This is a genomic window from Microbacterium sp. (assembly GCF_047605725.1).
Classification (GTDB): domain Bacteria; phylum Actinomycetota; class Actinomycetes; order Actinomycetales; family Microbacteriaceae; genus Microbacterium.
Genome location: NZ_JASGFE010000005.1, coordinates 49,006 through 75,176 on the forward strand (window position 1 = coordinate 49,006; position 26,171 = coordinate 75,176).

General features: G+C 69.4%; 25 protein-coding genes. 8 read left to right on the forward strand and 17 right to left on the reverse strand.

Features of this window, described 5'->3' with window-relative positions; translation table 11 throughout:
- Positions 1 to 85 precede the first annotated feature (85 nt).
- Positions 86 to 1,141 (reverse strand): anthranilate phosphoribosyltransferase, encoded by a 1,056-nt coding sequence (gene trpD / locus QM641_RS02145; RefSeq protein ID WP_415078078.1) that lies wholly within the window; start codon positions 1,139 to 1,141, stop codon positions 86 to 88.
- A gap of 119 nt (positions 1,142 to 1,260) precedes the next feature.
- Here trpD and QM641_RS02150 point away from each other — a divergent pair, with 119 nt between their 5' ends.
- The 5 genes from QM641_RS02150 to QM641_RS02170 all read left to right on the forward strand — a co-directional run bounded on the left by QM641_RS02150 (position 1,261) and on the right by QM641_RS02170 (position 6,133).
- Positions 1,261 to 1,899 carry a cytochrome c oxidase subunit 3 gene (locus tag QM641_RS02150; RefSeq protein ID WP_415078077.1) on the forward strand — a complete coding sequence of 213 codons (639 nt, stop codon included), beginning with the start codon at positions 1,261 to 1,263 and terminating at the stop codon, positions 1,897 to 1,899.
- A 13-nt stretch (positions 1,900 to 1,912) separates the two neighbouring features.
- The gene (locus QM641_RS02155; RefSeq protein WP_415078075.1) at positions 1,913 to 2,713 is read left to right on the forward strand and encodes a c-type cytochrome; all 801 of its coding nucleotides are present in this window, start codon (positions 1,913 to 1,915) and stop codon (positions 2,711 to 2,713) included.
- 41 nt (positions 2,714 to 2,754) lie between these two features.
- The gene (locus QM641_RS02160) at positions 2,755 to 3,831 is read left to right on the forward strand and encodes a Rieske 2Fe-2S domain-containing protein (protein WP_415078073.1); all 1,077 of its coding nucleotides are present in this window, start codon (positions 2,755 to 2,757) and stop codon (positions 3,829 to 3,831) included.
- Positions 3,828 to 5,648, forward strand: a complete 1,821-nt coding sequence (locus QM641_RS02165; RefSeq protein WP_415078072.1) for a cytochrome b — start codon at positions 3,828 to 3,830, stop codon at positions 5,646 to 5,648. The genes QM641_RS02160 and QM641_RS02165 overlap by 4 nt, the downstream gene beginning before the upstream one ends.
- A 77-nt stretch (positions 5,649 to 5,725) precedes the next feature.
- Positions 5,726 to 6,133, forward strand: a complete 408-nt coding sequence (locus QM641_RS02170; RefSeq protein WP_415078071.1) for a rhodanese-like domain-containing protein — start codon at positions 5,726 to 5,728, stop codon at positions 6,131 to 6,133.
- 248 nt (positions 6,134 to 6,381) lie between these two features.
- On the opposite strand, the gene QM641_RS02175 is transcribed toward QM641_RS02170, so the two are convergent.
- The 5 genes from QM641_RS02175 to QM641_RS02195 all read right to left on the reverse strand — a co-directional run bounded on the left by QM641_RS02175 (position 6,382) and on the right by QM641_RS02195 (position 11,415).
- Complete coding sequence (locus QM641_RS02175; RefSeq protein ID WP_415078070.1) at positions 6,382 to 6,813, reverse strand: cytochrome c oxidase subunit 4; 432 nt, start codon at positions 6,811 to 6,813, stop codon at positions 6,382 to 6,384.
- Between the two features lie 2 nt (positions 6,814 to 6,815).
- On the reverse strand, positions 6,816 to 8,570 hold the full coding sequence (gene ctaD / locus QM641_RS02180) for a cytochrome c oxidase subunit I (protein ID WP_415113005.1): 1,755 nt from the start codon (positions 8,568 to 8,570) through the stop codon (positions 6,816 to 6,818).
- A 2-nt stretch (positions 8,571 to 8,572) separates the two neighbouring features.
- Positions 8,573 to 9,469 carry a cytochrome c oxidase subunit II gene (gene coxB / locus QM641_RS02185; RefSeq protein WP_415113007.1) on the reverse strand — a complete coding sequence of 299 codons (897 nt, stop codon included), beginning with the start codon at positions 9,467 to 9,469 and terminating at the stop codon, positions 8,573 to 8,575.
- 107 nt (positions 9,470 to 9,576) lie between these two features.
- Positions 9,577 to 9,942 (reverse strand): iron-sulfur cluster insertion protein ErpA, encoded by a 366-nt coding sequence (erpA, locus tag QM641_RS02190; RefSeq protein ID WP_415078066.1) that lies wholly within the window; start codon positions 9,940 to 9,942, stop codon positions 9,577 to 9,579.
- A gap of 24 nt (positions 9,943 to 9,966) precedes the next feature.
- Positions 9,967 to 11,415, reverse strand: coding sequence for a M20/M25/M40 family metallo-hydrolase (locus QM641_RS02195; RefSeq protein WP_415078065.1), 1,449 nt, complete (start codon positions 11,413 to 11,415; stop codon positions 9,967 to 9,969).
- 48 nt (positions 11,416 to 11,463) lie between these two features.
- Here QM641_RS02195 and QM641_RS02200 point away from each other — a divergent pair, with 48 nt between their 5' ends.
- Positions 11,464 to 12,039 (forward strand): DUF3043 domain-containing protein, encoded by a 576-nt coding sequence (locus QM641_RS02200; RefSeq protein ID WP_415078064.1) that lies wholly within the window; start codon positions 11,464 to 11,466, stop codon positions 12,037 to 12,039.
- Here the strand turns inward: QM641_RS02200 and QM641_RS02205 are convergent.
- The 5 genes from QM641_RS02205 to dnaE form a co-directional block, all read right to left on the reverse strand.
- Positions 12,036 to 13,076: a quinone-dependent dihydroorotate dehydrogenase gene (locus tag QM641_RS02205; RefSeq protein ID WP_415078063.1), complete on the reverse strand. Its 1,041-nt coding sequence runs from the start codon at positions 13,074 to 13,076 to the stop codon at positions 12,036 to 12,038. The genes QM641_RS02200 and QM641_RS02205 overlap by 4 nt on opposite strands.
- A complete protein-coding gene (gene nrdR / locus QM641_RS02210) occupies positions 13,076 to 13,525 on the reverse strand; it encodes a transcriptional regulator NrdR (protein ID WP_415078062.1) in 450 nt (149 codons plus the stop codon). Before nrdR ends, QM641_RS02205 begins: the two co-directional genes overlap by 1 nt.
- A gap of 16 nt (positions 13,526 to 13,541) precedes the next feature.
- Entirely contained in the window at positions 13,542 to 14,849 is a 1,308-nt protein-coding gene (gene hisD / locus QM641_RS02215; protein ID WP_415078061.1) for a histidinol dehydrogenase, read from the reverse strand.
- A gap of 364 nt (positions 14,850 to 15,213) precedes the next feature.
- Positions 15,214 to 16,344, reverse strand: coding sequence for a hypothetical protein (locus QM641_RS02220; RefSeq protein ID WP_415113009.1), 1,131 nt, complete (start codon positions 16,342 to 16,344; stop codon positions 15,214 to 15,216).
- A gap of 77 nt (positions 16,345 to 16,421) precedes the next feature.
- Positions 16,422 to 19,949 (reverse strand): DNA polymerase III subunit alpha, encoded by a 3,528-nt coding sequence (dnaE, locus tag QM641_RS02225; RefSeq protein WP_415078297.1) that lies wholly within the window; start codon positions 19,947 to 19,949, stop codon positions 16,422 to 16,424.
- A gap of 216 nt (positions 19,950 to 20,165) precedes the next feature.
- Between dnaE and QM641_RS02230 the strand changes: the two genes are divergently transcribed.
- Both QM641_RS02230 and QM641_RS02235 read left to right on the forward strand, forming a co-directional pair.
- Positions 20,166 to 21,986 (forward strand): amino acid permease, encoded by a 1,821-nt coding sequence (locus QM641_RS02230; RefSeq protein WP_415078298.1) that lies wholly within the window; start codon positions 20,166 to 20,168, stop codon positions 21,984 to 21,986.
- A 14-nt stretch (positions 21,987 to 22,000) separates the two neighbouring features.
- Entirely contained in the window at positions 22,001 to 22,912 is a 912-nt protein-coding gene (locus QM641_RS02235) for a universal stress protein (protein ID WP_415078299.1), read from the forward strand.
- Positions 22,913 to 22,939: 27 nt separating this feature from the next.
- Here the strand turns inward: QM641_RS02235 and QM641_RS02240 are convergent, their stop codons facing one another.
- The 6 genes from QM641_RS02240 to QM641_RS02265 form a co-directional block, all read right to left on the reverse strand.
- Positions 22,940 to 23,866 (reverse strand): RluA family pseudouridine synthase, encoded by a 927-nt coding sequence (locus QM641_RS02240; RefSeq protein WP_415078300.1) that lies wholly within the window; start codon positions 23,864 to 23,866, stop codon positions 22,940 to 22,942.
- A gap of 1 nt (position 23,867) precedes the next feature.
- The gene (lspA, locus tag QM641_RS02245) at positions 23,868 to 24,410 is read right to left on the reverse strand and encodes a signal peptidase II (protein WP_415078301.1); all 543 of its coding nucleotides are present in this window, start codon (positions 24,408 to 24,410) and stop codon (positions 23,868 to 23,870) included.
- A gap of 3 nt (positions 24,411 to 24,413) precedes the next feature.
- Positions 24,414 to 25,040: a DivIVA domain-containing protein gene (locus tag QM641_RS02250; RefSeq protein WP_415078302.1), complete on the reverse strand. Its 627-nt coding sequence runs from the start codon at positions 25,038 to 25,040 to the stop codon at positions 24,414 to 24,416.
- A 73-nt stretch (positions 25,041 to 25,113) separates the two neighbouring features.
- Entirely contained in the window at positions 25,114 to 25,413 is a 300-nt protein-coding gene (locus QM641_RS02255) for a YggT family protein (RefSeq protein WP_415078303.1), read from the reverse strand.
- A gap of 3 nt (positions 25,414 to 25,416) precedes the next feature.
- Positions 25,417 to 25,887, reverse strand: coding sequence for a cell division protein SepF (locus QM641_RS02260; protein ID WP_415078304.1), 471 nt, complete (start codon positions 25,885 to 25,887; stop codon positions 25,417 to 25,419).
- 31 nt (positions 25,888 to 25,918) lie between these two features.
- Positions 25,919 to 26,171: alanine racemase (locus QM641_RS02265; RefSeq protein ID WP_415113011.1), on the reverse strand; the 253-nt coding region annotated here is incomplete at its 5' end.

Here is a 26,171-nt window from a genome sequence, read left to right on the forward strand (position 1 = left end):
ACCCGGCTCGCCGACGACAGCTCGGCGCGTTTCGTCTCCTCGCGCCGCTCGTCGCTCAACGACCTGTGTGCCCAGGCCGACGCTCCTACGCCTCTCGCGTCGCCGCCACCCACTCGTCCAGCTTGCGGGCCGCCGCGCCCTCGTCGATCGCCGCCGCCGCGGCATCCTTCGCCTCGGCGAGGCGGTCCAGGATCGGCCGGCCGGCGTGCGCGGGATCTTGCGCGAGCCGGTAGGCGACAATCCCCGCGGCGCTGTTGAGCAGGACGATATCGCGCACCGGGCCGGGCTCTCCGGCCAGCACCCGGCGCGCGATCGCCGCGTTGCGGGCGGGGTCGCCGCCGCGAAGGTCGTCGATGTCGGCGAGCGGGATGCCGAGGTCGCGCGGGTCGAGGTCATGCTCGTGGATGTCGCCGAGGCTCACTTCCCAGAGCCGGCTGTGCCCCGTCGTGCTCAACTCGTCCAGGCCCTCGTCGCCGCGGAACACGAGCGCGGTGGCGCCCCTCGTGCGGAACACACCCGTGATCAGCGGCACGCGGTCGAGCTGGGCCACGCCCACCGCGTTCGCCTCGGCGCGCGCCGGGTTGCACAGCGGGCCGAGGAAGTTGAAGACCGTCGGCACGCCCAGCTCGGCGCGCGTCGGGCCGGCGTGGCGGAATCCGGGGTGGAACGCGGACGCGAACGCGAACGTGATGCCGGCCCGCTCCCACACCCGCGCCACCTGCTCCGGCGCGAGGGCGAGATCGACGCCGAGCTCGGAGAGCACGTCGGACGAGCCCGACGCGGAGCTCGCGGCGCGGTTGCCGTGCTTGACGACGGGCACGCCCGTGGCCGCGGCGACGATCGCCGACATCGTCGAGATGTTGACGGTGCCGAACCGGTCGCCGCCCGTGCCGACGATGTCGAGCACATTCGCGTCGACCGGCAGCGGCAACGCGGCCTCCAGGATCGCGTCGCGGAAGCCGACGATCTCGTCGACCGTCTCGCCCTTCGCGCGCAGGGCGATGAGAAAGCCCGCCAACTGCGACGGCGTGGCGTCGCCGCGCATCACCTGCCGCATCGCCCACGTCGACTCCCCCACGCTGAGGTCCCGTCCGCTCAGCAGCGCGGAGATGAGATCTGCCCAAGAGACGCGTTCCGACATGCCTGCGATCCTATCCGGGCTGTCAGCGAGTTCCCTGCCACTTCTTAGGCAAACCTAACTACGGGCGGAGAAAAATCGGGCATAAGTGATGCGAAAATCGCGGCCGGTTATCCGCCATAATGGGGAACGTGACGACCCCAGCGACCTACGCACCCGTGCCGCGAGGCATCAAACGTCCCGACCCGGTGGCGGTCGGAACGATCGTGTGGCTCGGCAGCGAAGTCATGTTCTTCGCCGGCCTGTTCGCGATCTACTTCACGCTGCGCAGCACCTCCCCCGAGTTGTGGGCCGCGCGCACCGATCTGCTGAACGTGCCGTTCGCGCTGGTGAACACGCTGATCCTCATCGCGTCCTCGTTCACGTGCCAAGCGGGAGTGTTCGCCGCTGAGCGGCTGCAGCCGTACACGACCCATGCCGACGGCAAGCGCAAGTGGGGCATGGTGGAGTGGTTCTTCCTCACCTTCGCCCTCGGCGCGGTCTTCGTCGCCGGCCAGGTCTGGGAGTACTCGCAGCTCGTCATGGAGGGCATGCCGATCAGCGCGGACTCGTACGCGTCGGCCTTCTACCTCACGACCGGCTTCCACGCGCTGCACGTGACGGGCGGTCTCATCGCGTTCCTGCTCGTGATCGGCCGCGCGTACGCCGTGAAGAACTTCACAGCGAAGGAGGAGACGACTGCGATCGTCGTGTCTTACTACTGGCACTTCGTCGACGTCGTTTGGATCGCCCTGTTCCTCGTCATCTACTTCCTGAAATAGGAGCCGCACCGACATGGCACGAGAGAAGAAGCATCGCTCGCACGGCCGGCGCAGCCCCTGGGCCGCAGCGGCCCTCATCGGCATCGGCCTGCTCCTCACCGGCGGCGCGTACGCCGGCGCCTCCGCGGCGATGGCGGCCACCGAGCCAGCCGCCGCTGCGACCGTGCTGACAGCCGACGAGGGCAAGAAGCTGTTCCAGGCGAACTGCGCGACGTGCCACGGGCTCGATCTGCAGGGCACCGACAACGGCCCGTCGCTCTACGGCGTCGGCGAGCTGTCCGTCCACTTCCAGGTGTCGACCGGACGCATGCCGTTGCAGATGCAGGGCCCGCAGGCGCCGCAGAAGCCGCTGCAGTTCACCGAAGAGCAGATCGCCGCGATGGGCGCCTTCGTGCAGTCCGTCGCCCCCGGCCCGTCGTACCCGGCGGACGAAGTCCTCGACGGCGAGGGCGAGGTCGCGGAAGGCGCCGAGATGTTCCGCGTCAACTGCGCCATGTGCCACAACGTCGCCGGGGCCGGCGGCGCGCTGACCGAGGGCAAGTGGGCACCCAACCTCGAGCACACCACGGCGCTCAACATGTACGCGGCCATGGTCACCGGCCCGCAGAACATGCCCGTCTTCAGCGATCTCAACCTGAGCACGGAGCAGAAGCGGGACATCATCTCGTACCTGCTCTACCTGCAAAACAGCGAACCTGTCGGCGGGTACGGGCTCGGCAACCTCGGCCCAGTGTCCGAGGGCCTGTTCATCTGGATCTTCGGAATCGGAATCCTGATCGCTGTCACGGTCTGGATCACCGCCAAGGCGAACTGACGCTCACCCGGAACTGACGAGAAACACGCACGAGGAGCGAAATGGCACACGAGGTAGAGGCGCACGACGACGGGCGGTCGTTCGTGCCGTCGCCGGGGATCGCGGTGGCGGTGCACGACCCCGTGGCCGAGCCGGCCCTTCCCCCGCACCGTGAGCGGATGACCGACAAGAACCCCGCAAGGATGCAGGGCGCGGTGCGCGGCGTGTACAGCCTGTTCTACCTGTCGCTGGCCGGCAGCATCTGGGCGGTCGCCGCCTACATGCTGTTCCCGATCGAAGACCAGCAGCTCAGCAGCATCCGCGCCAACAACATGTTCATCGGCCTGGGCATCGCCCTGGCGCTGCTTGCCATCGGCGTCGGCGCCATCCACTGGTCGAAGGCGATCATGAGCGACAAGGAGTTCATCGAGCACCGCCACCCGACGCGTGGCCGCGACTCCACGCGCGCCGCGGCCGTGCAGGTGTTCGAGGCCGCCAACGAGGAGTCCGGCTTCGGCCGCCGCACGATGATCAGCGGCTCTCTCATCGCCGCCCTCGCCGCATCGATCCTCCCCGGCATCGTGCTCTTCCGCGGCCTGGCGCCGTTCAACACCCCCGACAACCCGGTCAAGGGCGACCCGGTGACGCTGCTGAAGCACACCATGTGGGACGAGGGCATGAAGCTTGCGCTGGACCCCACAGGAACGCCGATCAAGGCATCGGATGTCACGCTGGGCGCCGCGTTCCACGTGATCCCGGAAAAGCTCGCCGAACTCGGCCACGAAGAGGGCTACCTCGAGGAGAAGGCGAAGGCGATCGTGCTGCTCATGCGCCTTCGCCCCGAGCAGCTCATCGAGTCAGAGGAGCGCAAAGACTGGTCGTACGACGGCATCGTCGCCTACTCCAAGGTGTGCACGCACGTCGGGTGCCCGGTCGCGCTGTACGAGCAGCAGACCCACCACCTGCTGTGCCCGTGCCACCAGTCGCAGTTCGATGTGACCGACCACGCGAAGGTCATCTTCGGCCCCGCCGCGCGGCCGCTGCCGCAACTTCCCATCACCGTCGACGCCGAGGGCTACCTCATCGCCCGAAGCGACTTCACAGAACCCGTCGGCCCGAGCTTCTGGGAGCGCCATTGAGCACCGCAACCACCACTGAGAGGCGCGACGAGACCGAGGCGCCCGAAAAGCCGCTGGGCGGCCGCTTCGTCGGCTGGGCAGCCAACTACATCGACGAGCGCACGAGCCTGTCCGGGCTCGTCAAAGAGCTCGGGCGGAAGATCTTCCCCGACCACTGGTCGTTCATGCTCGGCGAGATCGCGCTGTGGAGCTTCGTCGCCGTGCTCCTTTCGGGCACGTTCCTGACGTTCTTCTTCCAGGCGTCGATGGTGCCCACGCACTACCACGGCGCCCACCTCCCGATGCGCGGCATCGAGATGTCGGCGGCGCTCGAGTCGTCGCTGCGCCTCTCGTTCGACATCCGCGGAGGCCTGCTCGTTCGGCAGATCCACCACTGGGCGGCTCTGACGTTCGTCGCGGGCATCGGCGTGCACATGCTGCGCGTGTTCTTCACCGGCGCCTTCCGCAAGCCGCGCGAGCTGAACTGGGTGATCGGCTTCGTGCTGTTCGTGCTGGCGATGGCGGAGGGCTTCACCGGCTACTCCCTTCCCGACGACCTGCTGTCGGGCAACGGCCTGCGCATTATCGACGGAATGATCAAGGGCTTCCCGGTGATCGGCACGTGGACGTCGTTCCTGCTGTTCGGCGGGGAATTCCCCGGAAACCAGATCGTGGGCCGCCTGTACACGCTGCACATCCTGCTGCTGCCCGCCATCCTCGTCGCCCTGCTGCTGGTGCACATGATGCTCATGGTGATCAACAAGCACACGCAGTTCGCGGGCCCCGCGCGCACCAACGACAACGTCGTGGGCTACCCGATGATGCCGGTCTACATGTCGAAGATGGGCGGCTTCTTCTTCATCACCTTCGGCGTGATCGTGCTCATCGCCTCGCTGTTCACGATCAACCCGATCTGGAACTACGGGCCGTACGACCCGTCCCCCGTCTCGGCAGGCACGCAGCCCGACTGGTACATCGGCTTCGCCGACGGCGCGCTGCGCCTCGCGCCATCCAACCTGGATGTCGTGATCCTCGACCACACGCTGTCGTTCGGCATCCTGATACCGGTGGCGGTCCTGGGCGTGTTCATCGTCACCGTGGCGCTCTACCCGTTCATCGAGGCGTGGATCACCGGCGACAAGCGCGAGCACCACATCGCCCAGCGCCCGCGCAACGCGGCCACCCGCACCGCGATCGGAGCCGCTGGCGTCCTGTTCTACGCGGTGCTGTGGGCGGCGGCGTCGTCCGACCTCATCGCGACGCACTTCTCGCTGACGATGGAGGGCGTGATCCACACCCTCCAGGCGCTGCTGATCCTTGGCCCGATCGTCGTGTACTTCGTCACGAAGCGCATCTGCATCGGTCTGCAGAAGAAGGACCGTGAAATCGCCCTGCACGGCTACGAGTCCGGTCGCATCGTGCGGCTCCCCGGCGGCGAGTACATCGAGGTGCACCAGCCCGTCGACGAGTACGAGCGCTGGAAGCTCGTGGGGTACGAGGCCTACGAGCCGCTCGTTGTGCGCCCGAACGCGAAAGGTCGCATCCCGTGGCACCAGAACCTGCGCGCGGCGCTCTCGCGCTGGTTCTTCGAAGACCGGCTCACGCCGCTCACCGCCACCGAGCTGGACGAGGCCGTCGCGCACCAGCACCACACGCTGGAGCACATCGCCCATGAGGAGCAGGATGAGATCCGCGGCGCCCACGAGCGCGCCGGGTTCCCCGACGCTTCGCTCGACCCGATCGACGACGGAGAGCACTCAGAGACCGCGGTGAAGCCGTCTCACCTCATCGCCCCGGCGGCCGAAGACGACGCCGACGACGAGGGCAAGAAGAAGTAGCCGATCTGGCAGAAATCGAACGAGGGATGCCGCGGTCCGGTCTGGGCCGCGGCATCCCTCGCGTTTAGCCTCGAAGCATGTCCGACGCCCTCTCCTACTTCGCCGCAAAACTCGAGCACGAGACCGACCCGTCCGACACCTACGCGGCACAGAAGGCCGGCGAGGAGCTCACTCTCGTCGACGTGCGCGGCGACGAGGCGTGGGCGCAGGGCCGGATTCCTGGCGCGATCCACATTCCGTACCGCGACATCGCCGTGCGCGCCCCCGCCGAGCTCGATCCATCCGTTCCCGTCGTCGTCTACTGCTGGGGCCCGGGCTGCAACGCCGGAGCGAAGGGCGCCCGCGAGTTCGCGCGGCTCGGTTGGAGCGTGCGGGAGATGATCGGCGGCTACGAGTACTGGGCGCGCGAGGGTCAGCCGACGGAGAACGACGAGGGGCCGCTCCCTCGCACGTTCGATCCGCTGACGATGGCCGTGCGCGGCTGATCGCCGCCTTCGCGCGTGCCGGGATCACGCGCCTGCGTGGGGCCGCGCGCTACAGAAACCCGCACGCGCGCACGCGACCCGCACGCGCGCCACTTCTCTCGCGCCCGTTCCGGCTCGCGCTACAGAAACCCGCAGTCGCGCACGCAACTCGCAGGCGCGACTGCGGGTTTCTGTAGCGCGAGAGATCTGCGAGGCGCAGCGCGCCGACTCAGCGCGCGGCGCGGCCCAGCGCGCGCCGCGCGCGCGACTCAGCGGGCGAAGTAGCCGCGATAGTACTCGTACACCCAGCCGACGATCGCGACGACGAACACGCCGACGCCGATCGGCAGCATCCACGTTCCCACCGCGAGGCCGATGATGGCCAGCGCCGCCGAGAACGCGAGGGTGATCGGCCACCACGACCACGGGCTGAAGTGGCCCTGCTCCGGGTCGCCGTCGTCGATGTCGGCGGTCAGCACGTCTTCGGGCAGCTCGCCGCCCTGCGCCTTGTGCACGCGGTTCAGGTAAAAGCCGATCAGCGCGGCCATCGCCGCGGTGAAGAACAACGCCACCGTGCCGACCCACTCCACCCGGCGCACGGGGTCGCCGACGTGCGCGGCGATGTTCCATCCCGTGTAGACGATGCCCATGAGCAAGCAGAACGAGCAGAGCAACCACCACAGTCCGACGTTGGAGCGCATCGCTACTTCACCTCTCCCTCGGCGAGATCGACGACCGGAGTGTCAGGCGCGTCCTTCGCCGGCCCGACGCCGACGTCGGGCCCCGCCTCCGGGTGGTGCAGGTCGAACGCGGGCCGCTCGCTGCGGATGCGCGGGATCGACGTGAAGTTGTGCCGCGGCGGCGGGCAGCTGGTCGCCCACTCGAGCGAGGAGCCGTAGCCCCACGGGTCGTCGACGGTCACCTTCGGCGCCGTGCGCGCGGTGATCCACACGTTCAGCAGGAACGGCACCATCGACAGTCCGAGGATCATCGCGCCGACCGTGGACACCTGGTTCTGCCACGTCCAGCCGTCGGAGGTCGCGTAGTCCGCGTAGCGGCGCACCATGCCGTCGACGCCCAGCCAGTGCTGGATGAGGAACGTCATGTGGAAGCCGATGAACAGCGTCCAGAAGTGGATCTTGCCGAGCCGCTCATTGAGCATCCGCCCCGTCCACTTCGGCCACCAGAAGTAGAAGCCGGCGAACATCGCGAACACGACGGTGCCGAACACCACGTAGTGGAAGTGCGCGACGACGAAGTAGGAGTCCGACGTGTGGAAGGTCAGCGGCGGCGAGGCGAGGATGACGCCGGTGAGCCCGCCGAACACGAACGAGACGAGGAAGCCGAGCGCCCACACCATGGGCGTCTCGAACGTCACCGAGCCGCGCCACATCGTGCCGATCCAGTTGAAGATCTTCACGCCCGTCGGCACCGCGATGAGCATCGTCATGAGCGCGAAGAACGGCAGCAGCACCGCGCCGGTGACGTACATGTGGTGCGCCCACACCGCGACCGAGAGCGCCGCGATCGAGATCGTCGCGTACACGAGCGTCTTGTACCCGAAGATCGGCTTGCGGCTGAAGACCGGGAACACCTCGGAGACGATGCCGAAGAACGGCAGCGCGATGATGTAGACCTCGGGGTGCCCGAAGAACCAGAACAGGTGCTGCCACAGGAGCACGCCGCCGTTGGCCGGGTCGTAGATGTGCGCGCCCAGCACGCGGTCGGCGCCGGCGGCGAGGATCGCGGCGGCGAGCACCGGGAAGACCATGATGACGAGGATGCTGGTGATCAGCGTGTTCCACGTGAAGATCGACATGCGCCACATCGTGAGGCCGGGCGCGCGCATCGTCACGATCGTGGCGATGAAGTTCACGCCGCCCATGATGGTGCCGAAACCGCTCATGCCCAGTCCCAGCATCCACAGGTTTCCGCCGACCCCGGGAGAGAAGGTCGCGCCGGCGAGCGGCTGGTAGGCGAACCAGCCGAAGGATGCCGCCCCCTGCGGGGTCAGGAAGCCGGCCACCGCGATCGTGGAGCCGAACAGGAACAGCCAGAAGGCGAACGCGTTCAGTCGGGGGAAGGCGACGTCGGGAGCCCCGATCTGCAGGGGCATGATGACGTTGGCGAACCCGGCGAACAGCGGCGTCGCGAACATCAGCAGCATGATCGTGCCGTGCATCGTGAACAGCTGGTTGTACTGCTCCTTGGTCTGCAGGATCTGCATGCCCGGCTCGAACAGCTCGGCACGGATGATGAGGGCCATCACGCCGCCGAGCAGGAAGAACAGGAACGAGGCGATGAGGTACATGTACCCGATCGTCTTGTGGTCGGTGGAGGTGATCCACTTGACGATGATGTTGCCCTTCTCCGCGGTGCGCGAAGTGGTCAACAGCGCCGCCTGACGCGGCGGGAGAGTGCGGGTGCCCGGTTCCTGAAGCGGAAGTGTCGTCGCCATGATCACTCGTCTCCCTCAGCGGTGGTCGCACCGGTGCCCGGCTGGTTGTCCAGCCGGTCGTAGGCCTGTTGGATGTCGCCAGTCTGGCCCGCGGCGCGGAGGCTGTCGAGGTACGCCTCGTACTCCTCGTCGCTGACCACCTTCACCTGGAAGAGCATCATCGAGTGGTACTCGCCGCACAGCTCGGCGCACTTCCCGGCGTAGGTGCCCTCGCGGGTCGGCGTGAACGACCACGAGTTGTCCTTGCCGATGTACATGTCCTTCTTGTAGAGGAAGTCGATGATCCAGAAGGAATGGATGACGTCGCGCGACTGCAGGTGGATGGTGACCTTCTGGCCGACCGGGAGCACGAGGGTCGGCAGCTGCGACTGATCGATGTCGCCTTCGGCGTCCGGCTGGGCCTGGATGCCCATGGTCCACACGGCATCGGCGTTGTCCTCTTCTTCACCCTCGTACTGGAAGTCCCAGGCCCACTGCTTGGCGATCGCGGTGATCTCGACGTCGGGGTCGGGCCACTGCGCCTCGATCTCGGCCTGATCGCGGGCCGTGAAGAAGAACATCCCCACGACGAGGATGAGCGGCACGATCGTGTAGAAGACCTCGATCGGCATGTTGTAGCGCATCTGCACCGGCAGCCCGGTCTGGCCCCGGCGGCGGCGGTAGACCACGACAGCCCAGAACATGAGGCCCCACGTGATGACGCCGACGGCCAGCAGCACCATCCACGATGTGGTCCACAGCCCCGCCACCATCTCGGTGTGGTTCGTGGTCGGCGTGCCGTCGTCCTGGAACCCGGGAAGGTAGCCGTGGAGTTCGGTGGTCGAGCAGCCCGCAAGGGCGGCGACCGCAGCGATCCCCACGGGGATAGCTGCCCAGCGGAGGCGGCGTTTCGAGGGCACGGTGCACCTTTCCCGGAGACGCGGATGTTCTGTCGTCAGTCTAGGGCAAGCTCAAGGCCTATTCAGGCCGTGCGCCCAGGTTCTTTTCCGCGCCGCCCAAAAAGGCGTCAGTGGAAGCTGTCGCCGCACGCGCAACTGCCGGAGGCGTTGGGGTTGTCGATCGTGAACCCCTGCTCGGAGATCGTGTCCTTGAAGTCGATGCTCGCGCCGTCGAGGTACGGGACGCTCATGTCGTCGACGATGACCTCGACGCCGTCGAAGTCGACCGTCTTGTCACCATCGAGGTACCGCTCGTCGAAGTACAGCTGGTAGATGAGACCCGAGCATCCCCCCGGCTGCACGGCCACGCGCAGCCGCAGATCGTCACGCCCCTCCTGCTCCAGCAGGCTCTTCACCTTCGCGGCTGCTGCGGCCGTCAGGCCGACGCCGTGGTCGGGCGTGGTCTCGGTGGGGCTGAGGGCGGTGTCGGTCATTGCTCGCTCCGAATCGGGCCGGCGTCAAACGGCAGGATGCTCCGATTGTACGCCGCCTGGGCGGGAGCCGGCTGATCCCTCCGCCGTCCGCTCGTCGAGCCGGGCCAGCAGCAGCGCTTCCGAGACCAGGGCGTTGCGGAACGTCTCCAGGTGCAGCGACTCGTTCGGGCTGTGCGCTCGGGCGTGCGGATCCTCGACTCCGGTGACGAGGATCTGCGCGCCGGGGAAGACGCGCACGAGGTCGGCGATGAACGGGATCGATCCGCCCACGCCGAGATCGACCGGCGCCGCCCCGTAGCCGTCCGCGAAGGCCGCCCGCGCCGCCTCGACCGCCCAGCCGCTCGTGTCGACGAGGAACCCGTCGCCGAGGTCGACGTCCAGGAACTCCAGCTCGGCGCCGAACGGCGCGCGGTCGCGCAGGTACCGCTCGATGGCCTCGTACGCCTCGCGCGCGGCTTGCCCAGGCGCGACGCGCGCGCTGACGACGACCGACACCTCGGGCACGAGCGTGTTGGACGCGTTCCGCACGCTCGGCGCGTCGATTCCCGTCACGGTGACCGACGGCTTGTTCCAGATCCGGCTGAGGATCGAGTCGCGCCCCACCGGGCGCACGCCGTCGGGAAGCCCGGCCTCGTCGCGCAGCGTCGCCTCCGGGTAGTCGGGGGTGGCGGCATCCCGCTGCGCGAGCCCGCTGACGGCCACCGCGCCGTCCGCGTCCCACAGCGTCGCCAGCAGCGTGACCGCCGCCATCATGGCGTCGGGGACGGCGCCGCCGAACATTCCGGAGTGCGAGGCGTGGTCGAGGGTGCGGACTCGCAGCGTGAAGCGCACGTTGCCACGCAGCGACACCGTGAGGCCCGGAGTCGCCGCATCCCAGTTGCCGGAGTCCGCGACGACGATGACGTCCGCCCGCAACGCGTCGGCGTGCTCGTCGAGGAACGCGGCGAACGAGCGCGAGCCCGCTTCCTCCTCTCCTTCGACGAACAGTGCGACGCCGAGGTCGAACTCCTCCCCCAGCGCCTCCCGCAGGGCGCGCAGCGCTCCGATGTGGACCATGACGCCGGCCTTGTCGTCGGCGGCGCCCCGTCCGTACAGGCGTCCGCCGCGCACGGTCGGCTCGAAGGGCGGCGACTCCCACAGCGCCTCGTCGCCCACCGGCTGCACATCGTGGTGCGCGTACAGCAGGATCGTGGGCCGCCCGCCGCGCGCCGCGCGGGTGGCGAGCACGGCCGGCATGCCGCGCTCGTCAGTGCCGGGGATGGCGGCGTCGGCGATCTCGACGGAGTCGAACACCCCCACGCCCTCGGCGAGCGCCTTCACCGCCTCGGCGCTGCGCGCGACCTCGGCCCGGTCGAAGCCGGGGAACGCGATCGACGGGATGCGGACGAGCGTGCCGAGATCGGCGAGGGCCGAGGGGATGCCGCCGGCCGCAGCCTCACGGACGGCGGACTCGCGAGAAGACTCTGCAACCATGCGGGTAATCTTAAGGGGCCGTTCCCACCCGACCTCCAAGGATGCATCGTGGCAAAGACACCTCCCGCTCCGGTTCCGCGCGACGAGGAGCGTGCCGCGCCGACCGCCGGGAAGGGGCGGCCGACCCCGAGCCGTGCCGAGCGCGAAGCCGCCCGCCGCCGCCCCCTCGTGCCCGACACGAAAGAGGCCAAGGCGGCCGCCAAGGCAGAGCTCGCCGTCAAGCGCGAGCGGGCGCGCGTCGGAATGGCCACCGGCGACGACCGTTATCTCCCGGCGCGGGACAAGGGCCCGCAGCGCCGGTTCGTGCGCGACTGGGTCGACGCGCGTTGGACGCTCGGCGAGTGGATCATGCCGCTCATGCTCGTGGTCATCGTGCTCGGGTTCGTTCCGAACCCGACGCTGGTGATGGCCTCGTTCCTGGGCCTGTGGGCGATCCTGCTGCTGGTCATCGCGGAGATGGTGATCAACGCGACGCTCGTCAAGCGCGCGGCGCGGCACAAGTTCGGCGAGAGCCGCATGGAGCGCGGGCTCGGCTGGTACGGCGCGATGCGCTCCATCCAGATGCGCGTGCTGCGCATGCCCAAGCCGCAGAAGCGCCGCGGCGAGAAGATCGACCTGGGCTAGCGCCGTCGCGTGGTCTCGCGGGCGCGGAGCCCGCGGTTGATCTGGCGCGCCCACAGCGGTCCGCGGTAGAGGAACGCGGTGTACCCCTGCACGAGGTCGGCGCCGGCATCCATCCGCTCGCGCACGTCGGCCGCTGTCTCCACACCGCCCACCGAGACGACGCAGAACTCGGCGGGCACCGTGGCGCGCACGATGCGGAGGACCTCGAGGGCGCGCGCCTTCAGCGGAGCTCCAGACAGGCCGCCCTCCCCCGCCGCCGCCACGATCGTGGGGTCGGTGGCGAGCCCCTGCCGCGCCACGGTGGTGTTCGTGGCGATGAGCCCCGCGAGCCCGAGCCGCACCGCGAGCGCGGCGACCGCCTCGACCTCCTCGTCGGGCAGATCGGGGGCGATTTTGACCAGCAGCGGCGTGGCGCCGGCCGCGTCGCGCACCGAGCTCAGCAGCGGCTCGAGCGTCTCCACGGCCTGCAGGCCGCGCAGACCCGGCGTGTTGGGCGACGAGACGTTGACCACGAGGTAGTCGGCCAGCGGCGCGAGCAGCCGAGCGCTGACGAGGTAGTCGGCGGTGGCCTGGGCGACATCCACCACCCGGCTCTTGCCGATGTTGACACCGATCACCGGGCGGCTCCGGCGGCGGCGCAGCCTCGCCAGCCGGCGCGCCGCGGCGTGGGCCCCGCCGTTGTTGAAGCCCATCCGGTTGACCACCGCGCGGTCGGGCACGAGCCGGAACAGGCGCGGCCGCGGATTGCCCTCCTGCGCGATGGCCGTGACGGTGCCGACCTCGACGTGGCCGAACCCGAGGGCGCGCAGGCCGCGCACCCCCCTGACGTCCTTGTCGAATCCCGCGGCCACGCCGAACGGCGAGTCGAAGTCGAGTCCGAGCGCGCGCGTGCGCAGCTCGGGCGCGGGCCTGGTGACGGCGCGCGCCAGCCACGACAGCGGCGGGACGCCGACAGCACGGATGACGAGCATCGCGCCGTGGTGCGCGCGCTCGGGGTCGATGCGCGCCAGCACGGTGCGAAAGAAGACCGCGTACATCACTCGTGCCCCGCGCGCAGCTGCGCGATCGCGGCGTCGAAGTCCTCGAGCGACTCGAAGGCCTGGTACACGCTCGCGAACCGCAAGTAGGCAACCTCGTCGAGCTCGCGCAACGGGCCGAGGATCGCCAGGCCGATCTCGTTCGTGTCGATCTGCGACGAGCCGGTCTGGCGCACCGCCTCCTCCACGGCCTGGGCCAGCAGCGCCAGGTCGGCCTCGGTCACCGGGCGGCCCTGGCATGCCTTGCGCACGCCCGACATGACCTTCTCGCGGCTGAACGGCTCGATCACGCCGGAGCGCTTGATCACGTTGAGGCTCGCGGTCTCGATCGTCGAGAAGCGCCCCCCGCACTCGGGGCACTGGCGGCGGCGGCGGATGCTGAGGCCGTCATCGCTCGTGCGGGAGTCGATGACGCGCGAGTCGGGGTGTCGGCAGAAGGGGCAGTGCATGGCAAGGAAAGCCTAGCTACCGCGCGAACCTCGCGCGCACGGCCTCGGCGTGGGCGGGAAGCTGCTCCGCCTCGGCCAGCGCGTCAATGTGCGCGGCGACGCCCTCGAGCGCCGCGCGGTCGTACTCGACGACCTGCTGTGGCCGCAGGAACGTGTGCGCGCCCAGGCCCGCGGCGTACCGGGCCTGGCCGCCGGTGGGCAGCACATGGTTGCTGCCGGCGAGATAGTCGCCGAGGCTCACCGGGCTGTGGTCGCCGATGAAGACCGCCCCGGCGTTGACATAGCGGCCCGACGCGTCGGCAGCGTCCGCGATGTGCAGTTCAAGGTGCTCGGGCGCGTACGCGTTGCTGAACGCCTCGGCGGCGGCGAGGTCGTCGACGAGCACGATCGCCGACTGCGGGCCGGCGAGGGCGGTCGCCACGCGCTCGCGGTGCCGTGTGGCCGCGGCGGCCCGCTCCACCTCGGCGGCGACCCGCTCGGCCAGGCCCGCCGACGGCGTCACGAGCACGGCGCCGGCCTGCTCGTCGTGCTCAGCCTGGCTGACCAGGTCGACGGCGACGTACGTCGCGTCTGCCGTGTCGTCGGCGACGATCAGGATCTCGGTGGCGCCGGCCTCGGCGTCGACGCCGACGACGCCGGCGACGGCGCGCTTGGCGGCGGCGACGTAGTTGTTTCCCGGGCCGGTCACGACATCCACGGGGTCGAGGCCGATCGCCGGCACGCCGTAGGCCAGCGCGCCGATGGCGCCCGCGCCGCCCATCGCGTAGACCTCGTCGACGCCGAGCAGGCCCGCCGCGGCGAGGATCGCCGGGTGCACCCGGCCGGCGTGGTCGCGCTGCGGGGGCGACGCGAGCGCGACGTCGCGCACGCCCGCGACCTGAGCCGACACGACATTCATCACGACGCTCGACGGGTAGACCGCCTTGCCCCCCGGCACGTACACGCCCGCGCGGGTGACCGGCTGCCACCGCTGCCGCACGAGCCCTCCCGGGGAGACCTCGGTGACGGATGCCTGCGGCGCTTGCGCCGCCGACGCGGCGCGGACGCGCCGGATCGCCTCGACGAGGGCGCCGCGAACCGCGGAGTCGAGGGCCGCCACCGCCTCGTCGATGTGCTCGCGGGGAACCCGAATCGCGTGCCCTTCGACGCCGTCGAAGCGCTGGGCCTGCTCGCGCAGCGAGGCCTCGCCGCGCGAGCGCACATCGGACACCACGTCGGCGGCGACGCTCAGCGCGTCGGCGCGCGCGCTCTCCGCGCGCGGCACGGCGTTCAGCAGCTCCACGGGCGTCAGCACACGCCCGCGGAGGTCAATGGTGCGCATCACTCCAGCGTAGCCGCGGCTCGGCTCGGCGCAGCGCGGCTCGGCGCAGCGCGGTTCGGCGCAGCTCGGCTCAGCGCGGCACGGCGCAGCGCGTGTCAGCGCAGCGCGTGTCCGGTTGCCGTCGCCCATTCCGCACCCGCTCGGCGCGCCGAAACCCACCGCACGCAGCGAGACCCACTCTCACGGCACGGGTTTCGCCGCGTGCGGTGGGTTTCGCCACGCAACGTGGGTCTCACCACGCGCGGTGAGAGTCGCCGAGCAAAGGGGGGCCTCGCCGCACACCACGGCAATCACCACACACCACGGCAATCGCCGCGTGCGGCGGGAGGCGCCGCGCGAACCTCGCCGCGCGGCGCCGCGCTGGCGTTCAGCCGCGAGTGACGCCCGAGATGTCGTGCAGGTAGCCGATCCGGCCGTCCTCGTGCCGGATGACGAACAACGAGCCGCGGTCCTCGATCACGAGCGCCCACGCGGTCGGCCCGATGCGGAAGACCGGCACACCGTTCTCGTCGTGCACGTCGCGCTCCTCGGGAGCCAGCGCCCAGAACGCCTGGTTCGCGGTGCGCGGGTGCGCGGGCTCGCTGTCGACGGGCTCGGGCTCTGCCGCTGCGGGGGATCCCGTCCGGGCGTACTGCGGGGTCCAATCCTCGTCGACGACGGGCGCGACGGCCTCACCGGCCGCCGGATCGACGGCCCGCAGCTCGGCGAAGGGCGACTCCGTCGAGTCGAACTCCGCAAACGGGCTCTCCGACGGCGCCGCCTCGGCGGCTCCCTGCCGGGCGCCGCCGACGGCGGCCACCGGCGCAGCCTCCGCTACCGGGGGCGCGGCGTCCGCGACGACGGGCTTGGGTCGCGGCGGGCGCACGGCCAGCGCGCGCACGGGGCGAGCGCTGCGGTGGGCAGTCGCCTCGGGACGCCCCTGGAAGTCTTGCGAGAACGGCGGCACGATGGGGGCCAGCACCGTCAGAACGACACCGGCGGCCATGACGAAGAACTCGACCCACACGACCCACGTGTTCAGCCACAGCCCGCTGGCGAGGCCGAAGCCGACGTTGCTCCACAGCATGGCCAGCCACACCATAGTGCTCACCGAGAACGCCACCGACGCGAACTGGTCGACCCCGAGCGATCCGACACGACGGATGCCTTGCGGCGACAGGCGGCGCAGCACAACGAGGAAGACCGCCACCGTCGGCACGCCAATCGTCAGGATCCAGTCCAGTCCCCCCGTCCACACGGACGGCCCGGCGCTCGAGGCGGGCGCGCCGCCGCTGAGCACGTCGCGCGGCGAGAAGCCGATGACGGGGAAGAACGAGACGACGAAGGCGACAAGCCACACGCCGACGAGCACGACCTCGCGCAGCGAGAACGGGCCGACGCCGTACTGCGGAGTCGAGTCGGTGGGAGCCGGGGCGTCCTGGACGGCCTCGGCCGGCGAAGCGTGAGAGGCCGGAGCCTCCTCTGCGGGGGCGGGCTCGGGCGTCTGCTGGTCGGACACGGGTGATTCCTTCCGTTCTGAGGACGAACGCGTGCGCGTCGGGTGCGCGGCTCGATTCTACTCGGCACGCCTATGCGTCAACCGAGGCAGCCCGGGCCGAGCAGGCCTTTGAGCTCGCCGTAGAGGTCGGCCGTGACAGACACGGGCAGCGGCACATCGAAGACCTTCGCGACGCCTCCGCCTCCGCGCGGCAGCAGGCGCAGCGACACCTCCGTCGATCCGGAATGCCTCGCCAACACGACCGCCAGCTCGCCGACGACCGACTCCGTCGCGCGGTGCTCGGGCATCAGGAGCGTGAGCGGGCCGCCGGCATCCATCGTCCCCAGATCGGGCGTGAACGCCGACTGCGCGTGCAGGTTGAGGCCGTCGTCGCGCCGGGAGACCCGGCCTCGCACGACGAGTATGGCGTCGGGCTGCAGCATCGTCTGGAACTCGGTGTAGGTCTTGCCCATGAACATGACCGTCAGCTCGCCGTCGAAGTCTTCCACCGTGACCATGCCGTACGGATTGCCACTCTGCTTGGCGACCCGGTGCTGCACGCTCGTGACCAGCCCGGCGATCGTCGCTTGGTCGCCGTCGCGCACGTCGTCACTGGCGAGGAGGTCGTGGATGGAGGTGGAAGCGTGCTTGGCAAGGGCGATCTCCAGCCCCGCCAGCGGGTGGTCGGAGACATAGAGCCCGAGCATCTCGCGCTCGAACGCCAGCTTGTCCTTCTTGGAGAACTCGGGGCGGTCGGGCACCTTGGCGGCTTGCTGCGGCTCGTCGTCGCCCCACAGGCTGTCGAAGTCGAAACCGACCTCGCCGTTGGCCTCGCGGCGCTTGTCGAGCACCGCTTGCTCGGTGGCGTCCTCATGGATCTCCATGAGCGCGCGACGCGTCGCGCCGAGCGAGTCGAAGGCCCCCGCCTTGATGAGCGACTCGACCGTGCGCTTGTTCGCAACGTGCACCGGCACCTTCGCGAGGAAGTCGTGGAACGACGTGAACGGCGCGTCCTTGCGCGCGGCCACGATCGCCTCGACGACGTTCGCGCCCACGTTGCGCACGGCGCCGAGTCCGAACCGGATGTCGTCTCCCACGGCGGCGAAGAACCGGATCGACTCCCCGACGTCGGGCGGCAGCACCTTGATGCCCATGCGCCGGCACTCGTTGAGGTAGACGGCGAGCTTGTCGCGCGCATCGCCGACGCTCGTCAGCAAAGCGGCCATGTACTCCGCCGGATAGTGCGCCTTCAAATAGGCGGTCCAGTACGAGATCAGCCCGTACGCGGCGGTGTGCGCCTTGTTGAACGCGTAGTCGGCGAACGACTCGAGCACCTTCCACAGCGCGCTCTGCGCCGCCGCGGAATAGCCGTTCGCCGTCATGCCGGCGAAGAAGTCAGCCTGCTGCTTGTCAAGCTCGGACTTCTTCTTCTTGCCCATCGCGCGACGCAGGATGTCGGCTTGGCCGAGCGAGAAGCCGGCGAGCTTCTGCGCGGCCTCCATCACCTGCTCTTGGTAGACGATGAGGCCGTACGTGCCGCCCAGGATGTCGCGCAGCGGCTCTTCCAGCTCGGGGTGGATCGGGATGATCTCCTGCTGGCCGTTCTTGCGCAGCGCGTAGTTCGTGTGGGAGTCGACGCCCATCGGGCCCGGCCGGTAGAGCGCGAGGACCGCGGAGATGTCCTCGAAGTTGTCGGGCCTCATGAGGCGCAGCAGCGACCGCATCGGGCCGCCGTCGAGTTGGAACACCCCCAGCGTGTCGCCGCGCGCGAGCAGGTCGTACGACGCCGCGTCGTCGAGCGCGAGGTCTTCGAGCACGAGTTGCTCGCCGCGGTTGGCGGCGATGTTGTCAAGCGCGTCATCGATGATCGTGAGGTTGCGCAGCCCCAGAAAGTCCATCTTGATGAGCCCGAGCGCCTCGCACGCGGGGTAGTCGAACTGTGTGACGATCTGCCCGTCCTGCTCGCGCTTCATGATCGGGATGATGTCGATCAGCGGCTCGGACGACATGATCACGCCGGCCGCGTGCACACCCCACTGGCGCTTGAGGTTCTCCAGGCCCACGGCCGTGTCGAAGACCGTCTTGGCCTCGGCGTCGGTCTCGATCAGGGTGCGGAACTCGGCCGCCTCCTTGTAGCGCGGCCGGTCGGGGTTGAACATGTCCTCGAGAGGCATGTCCTTGCCCATGACGGCGGGCGGCATGGCCTTGGTCAGCCGCTCCCCCATGCTGAACGGGAACCCCAGCACGCGGCCGGCGTCCTTCAGCGCCTGCTTCGCTTTGATCGTGCCGTACGTGACGATCTGCGCGACCCGCTCGTCGCCGTACTTGTCGGTGACGTACTGGATCACCTCGCCACGACGCCGGTCGTCGAAATCGACATCGAAGTCGGGCATCGACACGCGCTCAGGGTTGAGGAAGCGTTCGAAGATGAGCCCGTGCCGCAGCGGGTCGAGGTCGGTGATCTTCATGGCGTACGCCGCCATCGAACCGGCGCCGGAGCCTCGGCCCGGGCCCACCCGGATGCCGTTGTCTTTGGCCCAGTTGATGAAGTCGGCGACCACCAGGAAGTAGCCGGGGAAGCCCATCTGCACGATCACGCCGGTCTCGTACTCCGCCTGCGTGCGCACCTCGTCGGGAATGCCGCCCGGGTAGCGCTCGCGCAGGCCGTTCTCGACCTCCTTGACGAACCACGACTCCTCGGTCTCCCCCGGCGGCACCGGAAAGCGCGGCATGTAGTTGGCGCCCGTGTCGAACTCGACCTCGCACCGCTCGGCCACCAGCAGCGTGTTGTCGCACGCGTCCGGGTGGTCGCGGAAGATCTGCCTCATCTCGGCGGGCGATTTGATGTAGTAGCCGTCGCCGTCGAACTTGAACCGCTTCGGGTCGTCGAGCGTCGACCCGGACTGCACGCACAGCAGAGCCGCGTGGCTGTCCGCGTCGTGCTGGTGCGTGTAGTGGGAGTCGTTGGTGGCCAGCAACGGCAGATTGAGGTCTTTGGCGATCTTCAGCAGGTCGGCCATCACTCGCCGCTCGATCGCCAGACCGTGGTCCATGATCTCGGCGAAGTAGTTGCCCTCGCCGAAGATGTCGCGGAACTCGGCGGCGGCCGCGCGCGCGGCGTCGTACTGGCCCAGGCGCAATCGCGTCTGCACCTCGCCCGACGGGCAGCCCGTCGTGGCGATCAGGCCCGTGCTGTACTTCTGCAGCAGTTCGCGGTCCATGCGCGGCTTGAAGTAGTAGCCTTCGATGCTCGCCTTGCTGGAGAGGCGGAACAGGTTGTGCATGCCCGCCGTGTTCTGGCTGAGCAGTGTCATATGCGTGTACGCGCCGGCGCCCGACACATCGTCGTCGCTCTGCTCGGGCGTGCCCCACCGCACGCGCGCTTTGTCGGCGCGGTGCGTGCCGGGCGTCACGTATGCCTCGATGCCGATGATCGGCTTGATCCCGACGGCTTTCGCCTCGCGATAGAACTCGAAGGCGCCGAAGGTGTTGCCGTGGTCGGTGACGGCGATCGCCGGCATCCCCTGCCGCACGGCCTCCTCCACCATCGGCTTCAACCGCGCCGCCCCGTCGAGCATCGAGTACTCGCTGTGCACGTGCAGATGGACGAAAGAATCGGATGCCACGGCTCGAGTCTAAAGAGAGGCGCCGACATCACCGCCCGCCGTGGCGTGCGGTCGAATCACCCTCTCCTTGAGGGTGAGAGTTCGACGCGAGAGCAGATCACCACGGCGTTACAGTCGTGCGACGAGTTCACTCCTGCCACTTGCGGGTGTCAGGACATTACGCCAAGGTGGAGCGCACCGCGGGATCCGGCCCGCGGCATCCGCAGGAAGGACGTCATGGGCGCATCGCCAGAGCTGCACAAGGGGCTCAATCAACGCCAACTCTCTATGATCGCGATCGGCGGCGTCATCGGCGCCGGCCTGTTCGTCGGCTCCAGCAACGTTTTCCTCAGCACCGGCCCTTCCGCCTTCATCACCTACGGCATCACGGGCCTGCTCATCATCCTCATCATGCGCATGCTGGGCGAGATGGCCACCGCGAACCCCTCGACGGGCGCCTTTGCCGACTACTCCCGCAAGGCGCTGGGCGGATGGGCCGGCTTCTCCGTCGCCTGGCTGTACTGGTACTTCTGGGTCATCGTCGTCGGATTCGAGGCGGTCGCTGGCGGCGAGATCCTGCGCCACTGGTTCCCCGACGTTCCCCTCTGGGTCTTCTCGCTGGTCCTCATGGCGATGATGACGGCGACGAACCTGTTCTCCGTCGCGTCGTTCGGCGAGTTCGAGTTCTGGTTCGCCGGCATCAAGGTCGCCACCATCGTGATCTTCCTGGTCTTGGGAGCGCTCTTCGTGATCGGCTTGTGGCCCGGCGCGCAACTCGACTTCTCCAACCTGACCTCGCACGGCGGCTTCTTCCCCAACGGCGTCGGGGCGATCTTCAGCGGGGTGGTCGTGGTCGTGTTCTCCATGGTGGGCGCCGAGATCGCCACGATCGCCGCCGCCGAGTCGCCTGACCCGGTGAAGGCGATCGGCAAGGCCACCAACTCGGTGATCACTCGCATCGCGATCTTCTATGTCGGCTCCGCGCTGCTGCTCGCGCTCATCGTCCCATGGGACGAGAACCAGCCCGGTTTCTCGCCCTTCGTCGCCGCGATGGAGCGCATGAACATCCCGTTCGCCGCCGACATCATGAATCTGGTCGTGCTCACCGCCGTGCTGTCATGCCTCAACTCGGGCCTGTACACGGCCTCTCGCATGCTGTTCGTCCTGGCGGCCCGCCGCGAGGCGCCGGTGAGCCTCATCCGCGTGAGCAAGGGCGGAGTGCCCCGCCGCGCCATTCTGGCCTCGTCGGTGGTCGGCTTCCTGTGCGTGATCGCGGCGGCGATCTCGCCCGACACCGTCTTCAGCTTCCTGCTGAACTCCTCCGGAGCGATCATCCTGTTCGTCTACCTGCTCATCGGCATCTCCCAGATCGTGCTGCGTCGGCGCGCCGACCCGTCGCAACTGAAGATCAAGATGTGGGGCTTCCCGTACCTGTCGATCCTTGCGACCGTGGGAATCCTCGCCGTCCTCGTGCAGATGGCGTTCAACCCCGACACGCTCATCCAGCTGCTGCTGAGCCTCGGGTCGTGGGCGATTGTGATCGTGCTGTTCGTCGTGACGAAGATGCGCGGTGGATCGATCGAGCCCGAGTCGCTGCAGCCGGAGGTGACCGGAAAGGCGAGCAGAGTGCTCGTGATGGCGAACGAGACCGTCGCCGCGGACGAGCTGCTCGAAGAGTTGCGCCGCATCGATCGGGCGGGCAAGGCCGAGTACTACGTCTGCGTTCCGGCAAACCCGGTGGACACCGGGCAGGCCGAGCACAAGGGCGCGGTGTTCATCTGGGAGGCCACCGTTCAGGCGGCCCAAGAGCGGCTGGACGCGATGATGAGCATCCTCCGGGCGGAGAACCTCAGCGTCGATGGCGCCCTCGGCGACTACCGCCCGCTGCGCGCGCTCGCCGACGCCGTCGAGTCGTTCCATCCCGACCAGCTCGTCATCTCCACGAAACCGGAGGCCGAGTCGGACTGGCTGCGCTACGACGTGGTGCAGAGGGCCAGGGCGGCGTACGACATCCCGCTCACCCACGTGGTCGCGACCTCGCCGGTCGCCGTCGACTGAGCCGGGGAACCGACGTGACGATCCTCGTGGGGTACCGAGCCGACGAGACCGGCATCGCCGCGCTTCACCTGGCTGCGCTGCTGGCTCGGTCGGCCGACACAGACCTCGTGGTGTGCGCGGTGGTGGCCGACGCGTGGCCGGTCGACCCGACCAACCTCGACACCGAGTTCCTCTCCTATCTCGAGCGGGTCGCCGCGCAGCACCTCGACCAGGCGCGGGCCAGGCTCCCCGAGGACGTGCGGGCCGAGTTCGTCGCCCATCACGCCCGATCGGTGCCCCGGGGACTGTTGGAGGCCGCCGACCGGCACGATGCCGACATGATCGTGGTGGGCTCCTCCAGCGCCGCGGCGCACGGCCGCCTGTCGCTCGGGGCGACCGCGGAGCGAATCGCGCACAGTTCGTCGCTCCCGGTGGCGATGGCGCCGCGCGGCTTCCGCGCCGGCGCGGGGGCGACAGTCCGCCGGGTGACGGTCGCGTACGGCGGATCGACCGACGGCGGAGAGCTCGTGCAGGCCGCGGCGCGAGTGGCGGCTCGGGTCGGGGCCGCGCTGCGACTGGCCGCGTTCGCGGTGCGCCCGACGACGCTGTTCGCCGACACGGTGGCCGGCGGTCAGGACGACCTGGTCGTCGCGCAATGGGCGAATCGAGCGAGAGCGGCGATCCAGGCCGAGCTCGACAGCGTGCGGCAGCTGCCCGACACGCCCGAGCGGATGGATGCCGTGCTCGGCCAAGGGTACTCGTGGCCGGAAGCCATCGACGACGCCGGATGGACGGAAGGCGACGTTCTCGTCATCGGCTCGAGCCGCGGCGGACCGGTCGCCCGCGTGTTCCTCGGATCGCGATCGTCGAAGATCCTGCGCAACGCGCCCGTGCCCGTCGTGGTCGTTCCCGGGGTCGTCGCCGAAGCGTGGGCCGACGAGGACTGAAGCCCGTCGACGCTCCGCGCACAGTGGTCAGGTCGAGCGATCCGCCAGCACGTCCAAGGCGTGCGCGAGGTCGGCGGGGTAGTCCGAGGCGAAACTCTCGCGCGCGCGGGTGAGCGGGTGCGCGAACGACAGCCGACGGGCGTGCAGCCACTGCCGGGCGAGCCCGAGGCGGGCGGACAGCGTGGGATCCGCCCCGTACAGCGGGTCGCCGACGCAGGGATGCCGGTGCGCGGCCATGTGCACGCGAATCTGGTGCGTGCGCCCCGTCTCGAGGCGGACCTCCAGCAGGGCCGCGCCCGGAAAGGCCTCGAGCGTCTCGTAGTGGGTCACCGAGTCTTTGCCGCCCGGCGTCACCGCGAACTTCCACGAGTGGGAGGGATGGCGTCCGACCGGCGCGTCGATCGTGCCGGACAACGGGTCGGGATGGCCCTGCACCACCGTGTGGTAGATCTTCTCCACCTCGCGCTCCTTGAACGCGCGCTTGAGCGCCGTGTACGCGCGCTCGGTCTTGGCCACCACCATAAGGCCGCTGGTGCCGACATCGAGGCGGTGCACGATGCCCCGCCGCTCGGCGGCGCCGCTCGTGGCGATGCCGACTCCGCCCGCGGCGAGCGCGCCGAGCACGGTCGGCCCGTCCCAGCCGGGCGAGGGGTGCGCGGCCACGCCCGCCGGCTTGTCCACCACGACGATGTCGTCGTCCTGGTGGATGATCGCGAGGTCGGGCACGACGACAGGCACCACTTCGGGCTCGCGCTTGTCCTCCCACGAGACATCCAGCCATCCGCCGGCGCGCAGCCGATCGGACTTCGACAGCGTCCGCCCGTCGAGCGCGACTCCCCCGCGCTCTGCCACGTCCGCAGCGAACGTGCGCGAGAAGCCGAGCATCTTGGCCAGCCCCGCGTCCACGCGCGCGCCATCCAGCCCATCCGGCACCGGCAGCGTCCGCGACGGCATGTCAGTCGCCGCTCTCGGCCGCCTGCGCGCGCTCCGCACGCCTGCCGTCCATGCGCTTTCCGAGCAACACGAGCAGTGCGACGGCGATCATGCAGCACACGATGAACATGTCGGCGATGTTGTAGATCGCGGGCATCATCCACGGCGTCGAGATGAAGTCGACGACGTGGCCGACGCCGAACCCGGGCTCGCGGAAGAGCCGGTCGGTGAGGTTCCCGAGCACGCCGCCGAGCAACAGGCCGAGGGCAGCCGCCCACATGCGGGAGCGGATCCGAGTCACGGCCAGCCACACGATCACCACGGCCACCGTCGACAGCGCGATCGAGAAGACCCACGTCAGCTCTTCGCCGATCGAGAACGCGGCGCCCGGGTTGCGGACGAGATAGAAGACCAGGAACTCGCCGATCACCGGAACAGCCTTCTCGTACGGCAGCTTCTCGATGACGGCGAGCTTCGCCAACTGGTCGGCGGCCAGCACCACCGTCGCGAGGATCGCGATGAGAGTGCCGGCCGCCGCCTTGCGCAGGGGGGGGCGATCCGCCAAGGCCTAGAGGCCGACGGCGGAGACGGGAGTCGGCCCGGAGGAGGCCGAGGTGTCGAGGTCGCGAAGCTGGCCTTCGATGTAGCTGCGCAGCTGCTGGCGGTAGTCGCGCTCGAACTGGCGCAGCTCGGTGATCCGGCCCTCCAGCACGGAGCGCTCCTGGTCGAGGCGGGCCATCTCCTCGCGACCCTTCGCCTCCGCGTCGGCGACGATGCTCGCCGCCTGCGCCTGGGCGTCCGCAATGAGCTTGTCGCGCTGGGCCTGGCCCTCCGCCACGTGCTCGTCGTGCAGTCGCTGCGCGAGCTCGATGATTCCCGCGCTCGCGGCGGTCGGCGCGGCGCCCTCGACAGCGAGAGCGGGCTCCGCGGCGGCGACAGGCTCTGCGGCAGGCTCCGGAGCCTCTTCGACCGGGGCCTGCTCCGCGGGCTCGGGGGCCGGGGCCTCGGCAGCGGGCGCCCCGCCGGACTCGTACGCGGCGAGCTTGGCCTTCAGCTCTTCGTTCTCGGCGATGGTCTTGCGCCACTCGACCACGATCTCGTCGAGGAAGTCGTCCACCTCGTCCGGGTCGAAGCCCTCCTTGAAGCGAACGTGCTGGAACTGCTTGGTGACGACATCATCCGGGGTGAGTGCCATTGTCATACCTCTTTCGGGCTGTCACTGCTTTGGCTCGAGATCGGCGCCCTCGCGCGTCACCCTGCAAGCATAGTCAACTCACTAGGACGCGGGTGAGGTTCAGCAGCACAAAGCACGCCAGCATCACGATGGTGAACGCGAAGTCGATGGAGATGCCGCCCACGCGCAGCGGCGGGACGAGCCGCCGCAACAGCTTGATGGGCGGGTCGGTCATCGTGTAGACGACCTCCGCGACGACGAGCCACAGCCCGCGCGGGCGCCACGCGCGATTGAAGAGGGGGATGTAGTCCATCACGAGCCGCGCGAGCAGCGCGGCGATGTACAGGAGGATGAGCGCGTTGAGGATTGCGGCAACGACGCGCAGCACGTCCACGCTCTACGAGTGGGCGAGCGCCGGCTCGGGGTCGCCCTGCGTGATCGAGCTCTCGCCCGACACCGCCACGTTCTCCGGGGAGAGGAGGAAGACCTTGCTCGTGACGCGCTCGATGCGGCCGTACAGGCCGAGCGACAGCCCGCTCGCGAAGTCGATGAGGCGGCGCGCGTCGGCGTCGCTCATCTGCGACAGGTTGATGATCACCGGGATGCCGTCGCGGAAGCTCTCGGCGATCACTTGCGCGTCGCGGTACTGCTTCGGGTGCACCGTCAGGATTTCACTGAGCGCGCTGGCAGCCGGCTGCCGCACGACGGCAGGGCGCCGCAGGGGGGTCACCGGCGCGGGCTTCGGCTCGTTCTCCTGACGGCTTGAACGGGCGGCCTCTCGCGCGCTCTGCTGCGCCTGGGCCTCTTCGTAGGCCTCTTCGTCGGCCAGGCCGAGGTACACCATTGTCTTCTTCAGCGGGTTCGACATCGCATCCTCCGTATCGCTGTCTGTTCCGAGGTTAACCGTCGGTGGGCCGTGGACCCGTGATTGCCGTGCCTATCCGCAGGTGTGTCGCGCCCGCGGCGATCGCTTCGGGGAAATCCGCCGTCATTCCGGCCGATATCCACGTCGCGTCCGGCACCACCGCCCGCACGGCGTCGGCGCACGCGCGCAGCCGTTCGAACGCGGCCGCCGGCGGCTCGTCGAGGGGCGCGACGGCCATGACGCCGCGCAGCCGCAGGGTCGCGCGCGCCGCCACGTGCGCGGCCAGC

What these genes read in the sequence shown, in the direction of transcription:
- QM641_RS02160 (WP_415078073.1), top strand. Translation starts at nt 2,755, where the DNA reads ATGGCACACGAGGTAGAGGCGCACGACGACGGGCGGTCGTTCGTGCCG.
- nrdR (WP_415078062.1), bottom strand. Translation starts at nt 13,525, where the DNA reads ATGCACTGCCCCTTCTGCCGACACCCCGACTCGCGCGTCATCGACTCC.
- QM641_RS02260 (WP_415078304.1), bottom strand. Translation starts at nt 25,887, where the DNA reads ATGTCGAACCCGCTGAAGAAGACAATGGTGTACCTCGGCCTGGCCGAC.
- trpD (WP_415078078.1), bottom strand. Translation starts at nt 1,141, where the DNA reads ATGTCGGAACGCGTCTCTTGGGCAGATCTCATCTCCGCGCTGCTGAGC.
- QM641_RS02175 (WP_415078070.1), bottom strand. Translation starts at nt 6,813, where the DNA reads ATGCGCTCCAACGTCGGACTGTGGTGGTTGCTCTGCTCGTTCTGCTTG.
- QM641_RS02150 (WP_415078077.1), top strand. Translation starts at nt 1,261, where the DNA reads ATGGGGAACGTGACGACCCCAGCGACCTACGCACCCGTGCCGCGAGGC.
- QM641_RS02250 (WP_415078302.1), bottom strand. Translation starts at nt 25,040, where the DNA reads ATGGCACTCACCCCGGATGATGTCGTCACCAAGCAGTTCCAGCACGTT.
- QM641_RS02155 (WP_415078075.1), top strand. Translation starts at nt 1,913, where the DNA reads ATGGCACGAGAGAAGAAGCATCGCTCGCACGGCCGGCGCAGCCCCTGG.
- erpA (WP_415078066.1), bottom strand. Translation starts at nt 9,942, where the DNA reads ATGACCGACACCGCCCTCAGCCCCACCGAGACCACGCCCGACCACGGC.
- QM641_RS02205 (WP_415078063.1), bottom strand. Translation starts at nt 13,076, where the DNA reads ATGTACGCGGTCTTCTTTCGCACCGTGCTGGCGCGCATCGACCCCGAG.
- QM641_RS02170 (WP_415078071.1), top strand. Translation starts at nt 5,726, where the DNA reads ATGTCCGACGCCCTCTCCTACTTCGCCGCAAAACTCGAGCACGAGACC.
- QM641_RS02230 (WP_415078298.1), top strand. Translation starts at nt 20,166, where the DNA reads ATGGGCGCATCGCCAGAGCTGCACAAGGGGCTCAATCAACGCCAACTC.
- QM641_RS02195 (WP_415078065.1), bottom strand. Translation starts at nt 11,415, where the DNA reads ATGGTTGCAGAGTCTTCTCGCGAGTCCGCCGTCCGTGAGGCTGCGGCC.
- QM641_RS02240 (WP_415078300.1), bottom strand. Translation starts at nt 23,866, where the DNA reads ATGCCGTCGCGGACGCTGCCGGTGCCGGATGGGCTGGATGGCGCGCGC.
- ctaD (WP_415113005.1), bottom strand. Translation starts at nt 8,570, where the DNA reads ATGGCGACGACACTTCCGCTTCAGGAACCGGGCACCCGCACTCTCCCG.